The sequence below is a fragment of the Mycobacterium sp. genome, assembly GCF_004298145.1.
In the GTDB taxonomy this organism is placed as follows: domain Bacteria; phylum Actinomycetota; class Actinomycetes; order Mycobacteriales; family Mycobacteriaceae; genus Mycobacterium.
Window position 1 is genome coordinate 141,174 of record NZ_SCRH01000017.1, and the last position, 10,720, is coordinate 151,893.

The following is a 10,720-nucleotide window of genomic DNA, read 5'->3' on the forward strand; positions in this document are numbered from 1 at the left end:
TTTCTGTTAGCTCGGTGAATCAGATCACCATACATAACTCTTGTGACACGAGGGGCGCAATGGTTGAAGTGGTTCTCACGTGGATTTCTTAGCCGCGCGGTCTAGGTTGTGGCCCCGCTGCGCAGGGCCCGCACCCGGGGTCTCGGGCCGCAGATTGGCCAGCAGTTCACGCAGGTCATTGAGCTCGTGACGCAGGTATTCGCGCGTCGCCACCTCGCCAACGGCCAGCCGCAGCGCGGCCAATTCGCGGGCCAGGTATTCGGTGTCGGCCTTGGTCTGGGCGGCGCGACGGCGGTCCTCTTCGAGCGTGACGCGGTCGCGGTTCTCCTGACGGTTCTGCGCCAACAGGATCAGCGGCGCCGCGTAGGCGGCCTGTGTGGAGAAGGCCAGGTTCAACAGGATGAACGGATAGGGATCCCAGCGCAGTTCCACCGCGAACAGGTTCAGCGCAATCCACACCACCACCAGGATCGTCTGCAGCAGGAGATACCGACCGGTGCCGAAGAAACGCGCGATCGACTCGGTGAACTGCCCGACGGTCTCGGGATCCAGCCGCGGCGAGTACCTGCGCGATGTCCGCGGGGTGTACAGCCCCCGCGGCGCCGTGGATTTGCTCACACGGACCCTCCCAATCCTTCGAGCCGGCCGGCGGTGTCGAGTTCCTGCATGTCCACGCGCCAGTCGTGCGGCAGCAGGTGGTCGAGCAGGTCGTCGACGGTGACAGCGCCCATCAGGTGGTTTTCGTCATCGACCACGGGACCGCACACCAGGTTGTACGCGGCGAGGTAGCGGGTCACCGCGACCAGCGGTGTCTCCGGCGTCAGGGTGAGCAGCTCGCCGTCGACGATCCCGCCGATCAGTTCGGCCGGCGCCTCGCGAAGCAGTCGCTGCAAGTGCACACATCCCACGTAGCGACCGGTCGGCGTCGCCGTCGGCGGGCGCGCCACGAACACCATGGACGACAGCGCGGTGGAGAGGTCCGGATCGCGGACCCGGGCCAGCGCCTCGGCGACCGTCGTGTCGGGAGTGAGCACCACCGGATCGGACGTCATCAGGCCGCCCGCCGTGTCCGGCGAATGCGTCAACAGCCGGCGCACCGGGGCGGACTCGTCGGGGTCCATCCGGGTCAGCAGCATCTCGGCGTCGGTGGGGTTCAGCACGCCGAGCAAGTCGGCGGCGTCGTCGGGGTCCATCTCCTCCAGCACGTCGACCGATCTCTCGGTGCCCAGCTGCGACAGCACATCGGCCTGATCCAGCTCCGGCAGCTCCTGCAGGATGTCGGCCAGCCGGTCGTCGTTGAGCGCCCTGAGTACCTCGTAGCGGCGCTTGGGCGGCAGGGTGCGAATGGCGTCGGCCACGTCGACCGGCTTGCGGCCTTCGAACTGGTCCAGCAGCTGCGCCACCCCCTGCCCCGGCAGGGCGAGGGCCGACGGGGTCAGGCCCTGCACGCTCCGCCAGTCCACCACGTGTACGGGTCCGCGCCGTCCCAGCCGTCGCTGGGTGCGTACGGCGACCCGGCTCACCATCCAGTCGCGTGTTCGGGTCTGTTCGATTCCCAGGTCGGTGACCACCACGTCGAGGCCGGCCAGCTCCGGCAGTTCGGGGTCGTTGACCTTGACCTGGGTGTCCAGCGCCTGGCCGATCGTCAGCACCTCGCCGGGGCGCTGCACGAAGCGGCGCAGGGACACGTTGCCGGTGCTCAGCGTCACGGCGTTGGGCTCGATGGAGGCGACCCGCAGGATCGGGATGAAGATGCTGCGCCGGGTCGCCAGGTCGACGACCAGTCCCAGGACGCGCGGTTGCTGGCGGACGATGCTGATGCTGATCACAACGTCGCGGACCCGACCGACGGATTCGCCGAGTGGACCCAACACCAACATTCGCGCAAGCCGCGCGATGTACACCCTGTTGACCGATCCCATGGAAGTAGAGCCTAGGCAGCCGACGGTCCGTTGGCAGATAACGCGGGCCGGCGTCGCGGACAGGGATGCCGTTAATGCGTGCGCAGCGCGAAGAGCACAATCACCAAAGTCACTACCAGAGTGGCGATTCCGATGACGATGCCCGCGACAGCCAGGCCGAAACCCTCCTGCCGGGTCCGCTTGATTTGATCCAGGGCGATCGCGCCCAGCACCATGGCCACTATCGAGCCGATGCAACACAACAGGCCGGTGAACGACGCGATCAGCGAAGCGATCGCCAACGGGTTCGTCCCGGGCACTGCTCCCTGCGAGGCATAGCCGCCCTGGTAATCCGGCGGCGGGTAAAAGCCGCCGGGATATCCGGGAGGCCCGTAGCCGGGGGGCGGGCCGCCGTACTGCGGTGGGGCCGTCGGATAGGGCGATCCGCCGTAACCGGGCGGCCGCTCGTACCCCGGTGGTGGGGGAACGGGCGGGGGGTACGACGGGGGATAACCCATCGGGTAGTCGGGGGGATAGCCCGGGGGCGGATACGCCGGGGGCGCCGGCCCGGCGGCCGGTGGCGACGCGGGCGGTTCCCAGGGGGCCGGCTGATCCTGCTGCTCAGAGGCTCCGCTGCCGGCGGTGGGCGAGTCGGGTTTGTCGTCGTGGGCACTCTCGCCGAAGCCGCCGCCGGGAGTTGTCATGGTGTTCAACCTAACTCATGGGTAGGGGGCGGCTGCGGGTGTGAAACGTCCGCGCGCCGCGGCAGCCCGGTCCGCTTACCGCCACTCGGCACACCGTGTTTCCGCAGGTGGCGAAAGGTCGCTGGATAGGCTGGGGAGGACCTGAGATGAAACGATGGCCAAGGCGGAGGAGAATGAACGGCGATGACTAATCCTTTCCAGCCTGGACAGGTTCCCGGCGCGACACCAGGGGCTACGACGGGCCGCGGGCGAGGGGCTCCTGGGCTACCGACGCCGCCGAAGGGCTGGCCGGTCGGGTCCTATCCCACCTATGCCGAGGCCCAGCGCGCCGTCGACTACCTGTCCGATCAGCAGTTCCCGGTCCAGCAGGTGACCATCGTCGGGGTCGACCTGATGCAGGTGGAAAGGGTCACCGGCCGGCTGACATGGCCCAAGGTGCTCGGCGGCGGCGTGCTGAGCGGGGCGTGGCTGGGCTTGTTCATCGGGCTGGTGCTCGGCTTCTTCAGCCCCAATCCGTGGGGGGCACTGGCCACGGGCCTGGTCGCCGGTGTCTTCTTCGGGTTGATCACTTCGGCTGTTCCATATTCAATGGCCCGTGGCACAAGGGATTTCAGTTCGACGATGCAGTTGGTAGCTGGGCGCTACGACGTGCTCTGTGATCCGCAAAACGCAGAAAAGGCGCGGGACCTGTTGGCGCGCTTGGCGATCTGAGGCGCGCACGAGAGGTTGAATCGGTGGTGAGTCGTCGTGGGCGCCTACGCCGGGCAGGCGCGATCGCGCTGGCGACGCTCATCATCGCCACGGCGGCGGCATGCGCCTCCGGGACCCACGGGCTGGTGATCAGCTTCTACACAACGGCCGCCGACGGCGCGACGTTCACCGCGGTCGCCCAGGAATGCACGAAGCAGTTCGGTGGCCGCTTCGCGATTCAACAGATCAGTCTGCCCAGAGCCCCCGGTGAGCAGCGTCTGCAGTTGGCCCGTCGGCTGACCGGTCACGACCGCACGTTGGACGTGATGTCGCTGGACGTGGTGTGGACGGCGGAGTTCGCCGAGGCGGGCTGGGCACTGCCGCTGTCCGACGATCCCGCGGGGCGCGCCGAAGCCGACGCGACGGTCGATATCCTGCCGGGCCCGTTGTCGACGGCGCGCTGGGAAGGCAAGTTGTTCGCGGCGCCCGTCACGACAAATACCCAATTACTTTGGTATCGACCCGATTTGGTGCGTGAGCCGCCACGGACCTGGGAAGGTATGGTCAGCGAGGCCAGCAGATTGCGCGCCGCGGGGCAGCCCAGCTGGATCGCGGTGCAGGCCAACGAGGGCGAAGGCCTCGTGGTCTGGTTCAACACGCTGCTGGCCAGCGGGGGCGGTCAGGTGCTCTCCGACGATGGCCACCACGTCACGTTGACCGACACGCCGGCACACCGGGCCGCCACCGTCAACGCGCTAGGGATCCTCAAAACGGTGGCGACCGCACCCGGGGCCGACCCGTCGATCACCCGCACCGACGAGGGCACCGCGCGGTTGGCGGTCGAACAGGGCAGGGCCGCGCTCGCGGTCAACTGGCCGTACGCGTTGGCGTCCATGCTGGAGAACGCGGTGAAGGGCGGTGCGCCCTTTCTGCCTCTCAACCAGAATCCGCAGTTGTCCGGCAGCATCAACGGCGTCGGGACCTTCGTGCCGACCGACGATCAATTCCGCATCGCCTATCGGGCCAGCCAGAAGGTTTTCGGCTTCGCGCCGTATCCCGGTGTGGCGCCGGGCCGCCCGGCCAAGGTGACCATTGGCGGCGCGAACCTGGCGGTGGCCAGCACCACCCGTCACCGTGCCGAGGCGTTCGAAGCCATCCGCTGCCTGCGCAGCCTGCAACATCAGAAGTACGTGTCGATCGCGGGCGGCCTGCCCCCGGTCCGCACGTCGCTGTATTCCGACCCGCAGTTCCAGGCCAAGTATCCGATGTACACGATCATTCGCCGCCAACTCACCGATGCCGCGGTGCGACCGGTCACGCCGGTGTACCAGGCGGTGGCCATCCGGCTGGCCGCGACCCTGAGCCCGATCACCAAGATCGACCCCGAGCGGACCGCTGACCAGCTCAGCACCGAGGTGCAGAAGGCGATCGACGGGAAGGGTTTGTTGCCGTGACGCGCGCCAGCGATCGCGAAACGCCTGCCACCCGATCATCTTCCGCCATACCGCGTTTGCGCCGCCGAAGCCGGCTCTCCGAACAGCGATTGGCTTTGTTGCTCGTCGGTCCGGCGGCGACGCTGATGCTGACGGTCACGGCCTATCCGATCGGCTACGCGATGTGGTTGAGCTTGCAGCGCAACAACTTTGCCGTCCCGGATGAGACCACGTTCGTCGGCCTGAGCAATTACCTGACGATCCTGACCGATCGGTATTGGTGGACAGCGCTGGCGGTGACGCTGGGCATCACGGTGGTTTCGGTGTCCCTCGAATTCGTCCTGGGTTTGGCGCTGGCGCTGGTGATGCACCGCACAGTCATCGGAAAAGGGCTGGTGCGCACCGCGGTCCTGATTCCCTATGGCATTGTCACCGTCGTCGCGTCGTACAGCTGGTACTACGCATGGACCCCGGGGACGGGCTATCTCGCCAACCTGCTGCCGCATGGTAGCGCGCCGCTGACCGCGCAGATCCCGTCGCTGGCAATCGTCGTGATCGCCGAGGTGTGGAAGACGACGCCGTTCATGTCGCTGCTGCTGCTGGCCGGGTTGGCGCTGGTGCCAGACGATCTGCTGAAGGCGGCCCAAGTCGACGGCGCCGGCGCTTGGCGGCGGCTGACCGGAGTGATGTTGCCGATCATCAAGCCGGCGGTGGTGGTCGCGCTGCTGTTCCGGACCCTGGACGCGTTCCGCATTTTCGACAACATCTACGTTTTGACCAACGGCGCCAACAACACCGACTCGGTGTCGATCCTGGGCTACGACAACCTGTTCAAGGGCTTCAACGTCGGGCTCGGCTCGGCGATCAGCGTGCTGATCTTCGGATGTGTGGGCCTCATCGCGTGGGTGTTCGTCAAGGTTTTCGGCGCGGCGGCGCCCGGTGGTGACGTCGATGGCCGCTAACCGGGAGGTCGCGCGGCGCACCGCGATCTGGGCCGTCATCGACATCGTGGTCGTGGTGTATGCGTTGCTGCCGGTGTTGTGGATCGTCAGCCTCTCCCTGAAACCGACGTCAACGGTCAAGGACGGCAAGCTGATTCCGTCGTCGGTATCCTTGGACAACTACCGCGGCATTTTTCGCGGTGACTTCTTCAGCTCGGCGCTGATCAACTCCGTCGGGATCGGGTTGATCACCACCGCGATCGCGGTAGCGCTCGGTGCGATGGCGGGCTACGCGATCGCCCGCCTGGATTTTCCGGGCAAGCGGCCGCTGGTGGGCGCCACCCTGCTGGTCACCATGTTTCCGGCGATCTCGTTGGTCACGCCGTTGTTCAACATCGAACGCTTCGTCGGCCTGTTCGACACCTGGCCGGGCTTGATTCTGCCCTACATCACGTTCGCGCTGCCGCTCGCGATCTACACGTTGTCGGCTTTTTTCCGTGAGATCCCCTGGGATCTGGAGAAGGCGGCAAAAATGGACGGCGCCACGCCGGCTCAGGCCTTCCGCAAGGTGATCGTCCCCCTGGCGGCGCCCGGCGTCGTGACCGCGGCGATCTTGGTGTTCATCTTCGCCTGGAACGATCTGCTGCTGGCGTTGACGCTGACCGCCACCAAGGCCGCGGTCACCGCGCCGGTGGCGATCGTGAACTTCAGTGGCAGTTCGCAGTTCGAGGAGCCGACCGGATCGATCGCGGCCGGTGCGGTGGTGATCACCGTCCCCATCATCGCGTTTGTTCTAATTTTCCAACGACGAATCGTCGCCGGGTTGACCTCCGGCGCTGTGAAGGGATGACGCGATGGCCGAGATTGTGCTGGACCATGTCAGCAAAAGCTACCCCGACGGTGCCGTGGCGGTGCGAGACCTTGACATCACCATTGCCGACGGCGAATTCCTGATCCTGGTCGGCCCGTCGGGCTGCGGCAAGACCACGACGCTGAACATGATTGCCGGGCTTGAGGATATCTCCTCGGGTGAGTTGCGCATCGGCGGTGAACGGGTGAACGAGCGAGCACCCAAAGACCGGGATATCGCGATGGTGTTCCAGTCCTACGCGCTGTACCCGCACATGACGGTGCGGCAAAACATCGCGTTTCCGTTGACGCTGGCGAAGGTGAAGAAGCCCGAGATCGAGCAGAAGGTCTCCGAGACCGCCAAAACCCTTGATCTCACCGATTTCCTGGACCGTAAGCCATCGCAGCTGTCCGGTGGTCAGCGCCAGCGGGTGGCGATGGGTCGCGCGATCGTTCGTCATCCCAGGGCGTTTTTGATGGACGAGCCGTTATCCAACCTGGACGCCAAACTGCGGGTCCAGATGCGCGGCGAGATCGCCAGGCTGCAGAAGAGGCTGGGCACGACGACCGTCTACGTCACCCACGACCAGACCGAGGCCATGACCCTGGGTGACCGCGTGGTGGTGATGCATTCCGGCGTCGCACAACAAATCGGCACACCGGACGAGCTGTACGAACACCCGGCCAACTTGTTCGTCGCGGGCTTCATCGGTTCGCCGGCGATGAATTTCTTTCCCGCCGCGTTGACGCCCGTCGGCCTGACGCTGCCGTTCGGGGAGGTGATGCTCAAACCGGAAACCCGAGAGGTGATCGCCCGGCGTCCCACACCGGACAACGTCATCGTAGGTGTGCGACCCGAGCATCTGTCCGACGCCGCGTTGATCGACGGTTACCAGCGCATCACTGCGCTGACCTTCGAGGTGAAAGTCGACTTGGTCGAATCGCTGGGTGCTGACAAGTATGTGTACTTCTCCACCCCGGCGTGGGCCGCGCACTCGGCCCAACTGGACGAACTGGTCGCCGAGGGTGACGCACACGAAAATCATTTTGTGGCAAGGGTTCCCACCGAATCCAAAGCGGTCATCGGGCAGTCGATCGAATTGGCGTTCGACACGACAAAGCTGGCGGTCTTCGACGCCGGCTCGGGGGCCAACCTGACCATCGCGCCGTCGGGTTCGCTATGACACAGCCATTGGACCAGGTGCGCGCACATGTGCGGGCTCACTTCGGCGACGTCGAGCCCGATTCGGCGAGCGTGACGTTTCTGGGCACCGAGACCATCGAAGTGCTGCGATTCCGCGGGGCAAACGGCGTGGTGCATTACGTTTCGTTGGGCTGCTCGCGCCACCCGATGGCCGAACCGAGCCTGGACATCGCCGACCCGGTGCGCGGCCCGCGCGCCGAAATCGTCCTGCAGTTACGCGGTCCCGGCCCGATCACCGGAATCGCCCGCAGCCTCGCGATACTGGCGGCAACTCCGTCCGTCGAGGGTGCCGTGCTGGGTGCCGATGCGCTGATCGACCTCGGCTCGCCGCTGTGGGCATCGCCGTCGGGGCGGGTACCGTTCACCGCCGCGCTGTTGGGCGCCAGCGAGATCCGGGATCTGCCGCTGGAGCCGCCCCGCGACCCGGTGCAGTTCTTGTCGGTGACTCCGATCACCGCGACCGAAGCGGCGTGGGTGCGGCTGAAAGGTGCCGAGGCGATGCGGCAAGCGTGGGATAACGACGGCGTCGATGTGCTGAACACGAATCGCCCTGCCGCACAGCCCCACTGACGCTCGGCACGGAACGTTAGAGCCAGTTGCGGTTGCGGAATTGGAAATACAGCACCAGGCAGATGACGACCATGCCGGCGATGATCCCCGGGTAGCCCCACGTCCAGTTCAGCTCGGGCATGAAATGGAAATTCATCCCGTAGATGGCGGCGACCATGGTGGGCACCGCCAAGATGCCGGCCCAGGCCGCCATCTTGCGCATGTCGTTGTTCTGCTGCATCCCGACCCGGGCCAACGCCGCCTGGATCAACGAGTTGAGCATGTCGTCGTAGCTGGCGATCTGGTCCGCGGCCTCGGAGTGGTGGTCGGCGACGTCGCGCAGATAGCGCCGCACTTCCTTGGAGATCACGTCTTTGTTGTCCATCTGGATGCGATGGAACGCGGCCGACAGCGGATTGACGCACCGGCGTAGCTCCACGACCTCGCGCTTGAGCAGATAGATCGGTTCGACGTCGATCTTGCTGCCCGGCGCGAACGCCAAACCCTCGATGCTGTCGATGTCGGACAACATCAAACTGCTCACGTCGAGGTAGTGGTCCACCACGTGGTCGGCGATCGCGTGCATCACCGCGTAGGGACCCAGTCGCATCTGCTCGGGATCGCCGTCCATCCGCCTGCGCACGTCGAACAGTCCGCCGTGCTCACCGTGGCGGACCGTGACCACGAAATCGCGGCCGACGAAGACCATGATCTCGCCGGTCTCGACGATCTCGCGGGCCAGCACCACCGATTCGTGGGGAACGTAATTGACGGTCTTGAGGACGAGGAACAGCGTGTCGTCGTATCGCTCCACCTTGGGCCGCTGATGGGCGCACACCGCGTCTTCCACGGCGAGCGGATGCAGCCCGAAAACGTCGGCTACTTCCTGCATCTGGGCCTGGTTGGGTTCGCGCAGGCCCACCCAGACGAATCCTTCGTGCCCCATCGCTTCGATCTCGCGCACTTTGTGCAGGGAGGCGGCGTAGCCGAGCTTGCCGGGCAATCGGTGGCCGTCGGCGTAGACGGCGCAGTCAACCAGCGTTTCCCTGGGTGGTTGAGCATCCGGGCCCGGCGGCCGTTCCGGTTGCAGCGCCAGCGGCCGAAGCGCTTCGGGCAGTGCGTCGAATCCTTGGAACACATCCACCTCCCACGCGGCGCAGGTCCGACCAGGCGGTGCTCCATGCTACGCGTCCCGGCTGTTGAAAGCCTGACGATCAGGCGTCGCAGAAAGCCCTGGTAGCGGACCGGAGATTGTGGGCCGGCGAGGGTGCGCTAGTTTCGAGCCGAAACCCGAATCTGCACAACATCTCCACAAGGAGTACATCGACGTGAGTGCAAGTCCCCTCAAGGTCGCCGTCACCGGTGCCGCCGGCCAGATCGGCTACAGCCTGTTGTTCCGCCTGGCGAGTGGCTCGTTGCTGGGCCCCGACCGCCCGATCGAGCTGCGCCTCCTTGAGATCGAGCCCGCTCTCAAGGCGCTCGAAGGCGTCGTGATGGAGCTCGACGACTGCGCCTTCCCGCTGCTGTCCGGCGTCCAGATCGGCGCGGACGCGAACAAGATCTTCGACGGCGTGAACTTGGCCCTGCTCGTCGGCGCGCGGCCGCGCGGCCCGGGCATGGAGCGCAGCGACCTGCTTGAGGCCAACGGCGCGATCTTCACCGCCCAGGGCAAAGCGCTCAACTCGGTCGCCGCCGATGACGTCCGCATCGGCGTGACCGGCAACCCGGCCAACACCAACGCGCTCATCGCGCTGAGCAACGCCCCCGACATCCCCAAGGAGCGGTTCTCGGCGCTGACCCGCCTGGACCACAACCGGGCAATTTCCCAGCTGGCCAAGAAGACCGGTGCCGCGGTCACCGACATCAAGAAGGTGACGATCTGGGGCAACCACTCCGCGACCCAGTACCCCGACATCTTCCACGCCGAGGTCGGTGGCAAGAACGCCGCCGAGGTCGTCAACGACCAAAACTGGATCGAGAACGACTTCATCCCGACGGTCGCCAAGCGCGGCGCGGCGATCATCGACGCGCGCGGCGCGTCCTCGGCCGCGTCGGCCGCCTCGGCGACCGTCGACGCCGCCCGCTCCTGGCTGCTGGGCAGCCCGGAGGGTGACTGGGTGTCGATGGCGGTCTTCTCCGATGGCTCCTACGGCGTGCCCGAGGGCATCGTGTCGTCGTTCCCGGTGACCACGAAGGACGGCAACTGGTCGATCGTGCAGGGGCTGGAGATCGACGAGTTCTCCCGCGGCCGCATCGACAAGACCACTGCCGAGCTGGTCGACGAGCGGACCGCTGTCACCGAGCTCAAGCTGATCTGAGAGCCGGGCGCAGCGGGTCGGCACTATGACCCGTGGCGATCGCCAGCGCGGCGGGGCCGGGCGTAGCGGGTCGGCACTATGACCCGTGGCGATCGCCAGCGCGGCGGGGCCGGGCGTAGCGGGTCGGCACT

At 66.3% G+C, this 10,720-nt stretch carries 11 protein-coding genes; 7 read left to right on the forward strand and 4 right to left on the reverse strand.

Annotated elements, in window-relative coordinates; all coding sequences use genetic code 11:
* Positions 1-75 precede the first annotated feature (75 nt).
* The 3 genes from EPN51_RS07585 to EPN51_RS07595 all read right to left on the reverse strand — a co-directional run bounded on the left by EPN51_RS07585 (position 76) and on the right by EPN51_RS07595 (position 2,605).
* Positions 76-618 carry a DUF1003 domain-containing protein gene (locus EPN51_RS07585; protein WP_293039728.1) on the reverse strand — a complete coding sequence of 181 codons (543 nt, stop codon included), beginning with the start codon at positions 616-618 and terminating at the stop codon, positions 76-78.
* Positions 615-1,922, reverse strand: coding sequence for a CBS domain-containing protein (locus tag EPN51_RS07590; protein ID WP_293039730.1), 1,308 nt, complete (start codon positions 1,920-1,922; stop codon positions 615-617). Before EPN51_RS07590 ends, EPN51_RS07585 begins: the two co-directional genes overlap by 4 nt.
* Positions 1,923-1,993: 71 nt before the next feature.
* Entirely contained in the window at positions 1,994-2,605 is a 612-nt protein-coding gene (locus EPN51_RS07595; RefSeq protein WP_293039732.1) for a DUF4190 domain-containing protein, read from the reverse strand.
* Between the two features lie 183 nt (positions 2,606-2,788).
* Between EPN51_RS07595 and EPN51_RS07600 the strand changes: the two genes are divergently transcribed.
* From EPN51_RS07600 to EPN51_RS07625, 6 genes are read left to right on the forward strand one after another with little or no spacing between them, the layout of a single operon-like run.
* The gene (locus tag EPN51_RS07600; protein WP_293039735.1) at positions 2,789-3,316 is read left to right on the forward strand and encodes a general stress protein; all 528 of its coding nucleotides are present in this window, start codon (positions 2,789-2,791) and stop codon (positions 3,314-3,316) included.
* Positions 3,317-3,339: 23 nt separating this feature from the next.
* The gene (locus EPN51_RS07605; RefSeq protein ID WP_293039738.1) at positions 3,340-4,749 is read left to right on the forward strand and encodes an extracellular solute-binding protein; all 1,410 of its coding nucleotides are present in this window, start codon (positions 3,340-3,342) and stop codon (positions 4,747-4,749) included.
* Positions 4,750-4,796: 47 nt separating this feature from the next.
* Entirely contained in the window at positions 4,797-5,690 is an 894-nt protein-coding gene (locus EPN51_RS07610; protein WP_293039768.1) for a sugar ABC transporter permease, read from the forward strand.
* A complete protein-coding gene (locus EPN51_RS07615) occupies positions 5,680-6,519 on the forward strand; it encodes a carbohydrate ABC transporter permease (RefSeq protein WP_293039741.1) in 840 nt (279 codons plus the stop codon). The genes EPN51_RS07610 and EPN51_RS07615 overlap by 11 nt, the downstream gene beginning before the upstream one ends.
* A gap of 4 nt (positions 6,520-6,523) precedes the next feature.
* Positions 6,524-7,702 carry a sn-glycerol-3-phosphate ABC transporter ATP-binding protein UgpC gene (gene ugpC / locus EPN51_RS07620; RefSeq protein WP_293039744.1) on the forward strand — a complete coding sequence of 393 codons (1,179 nt, stop codon included), beginning with the start codon at positions 6,524-6,526 and terminating at the stop codon, positions 7,700-7,702.
* Positions 7,699-8,292, forward strand: a complete 594-nt coding sequence (locus EPN51_RS07625) for a suppressor of fused domain protein (protein ID WP_293039746.1) — start codon at positions 7,699-7,701, stop codon at positions 8,290-8,292. Before ugpC ends, EPN51_RS07625 begins: the two co-directional genes overlap by 4 nt.
* Positions 8,293-8,308: 16 nt before the next feature.
* On the opposite strand, the gene corA is transcribed toward EPN51_RS07625, so the two are convergent.
* Positions 8,309-9,409 carry a magnesium/cobalt transporter CorA gene (corA, locus tag EPN51_RS07630; RefSeq protein ID WP_293039748.1) on the reverse strand — a complete coding sequence of 367 codons (1,101 nt, stop codon included), beginning with the start codon at positions 9,407-9,409 and terminating at the stop codon, positions 8,309-8,311.
* Positions 9,410-9,599: 190 nt separating this feature from the next.
* On the opposite strand from corA, the gene EPN51_RS07635 reads away from it, so the two are divergent.
* The gene (locus tag EPN51_RS07635; protein WP_293039750.1) at positions 9,600-10,589 is read left to right on the forward strand and encodes a malate dehydrogenase; all 990 of its coding nucleotides are present in this window, start codon (positions 9,600-9,602) and stop codon (positions 10,587-10,589) included.
* Positions 10,590-10,720: the final 131 nt, after the last annotated feature.

What these genes read in the sequence shown, in the direction of transcription:
- EPN51_RS07590 (WP_293039730.1), bottom strand. Translation starts at nt 1,922, where the DNA reads ATGGGATCGGTCAACAGGGTGTACATCGCGCGGCTTGCGCGAATGTTG.
- EPN51_RS07595 (WP_293039732.1), bottom strand. Translation starts at nt 2,605, where the DNA reads ATGACAACTCCCGGCGGCGGCTTCGGCGAGAGTGCCCACGACGACAAA.
- EPN51_RS07600 (WP_293039735.1), top strand. Translation starts at nt 2,789, where the DNA reads ATGACTAATCCTTTCCAGCCTGGACAGGTTCCCGGCGCGACACCAGGG.
- EPN51_RS07615 (WP_293039741.1), top strand. Translation starts at nt 5,680, where the DNA reads ATGGCCGCTAACCGGGAGGTCGCGCGGCGCACCGCGATCTGGGCCGTC.
- ugpC (WP_293039744.1), top strand. Translation starts at nt 6,524, where the DNA reads ATGGCCGAGATTGTGCTGGACCATGTCAGCAAAAGCTACCCCGACGGT.
- EPN51_RS07625 (WP_293039746.1), top strand. Translation starts at nt 7,699, where the DNA reads ATGACACAGCCATTGGACCAGGTGCGCGCACATGTGCGGGCTCACTTC.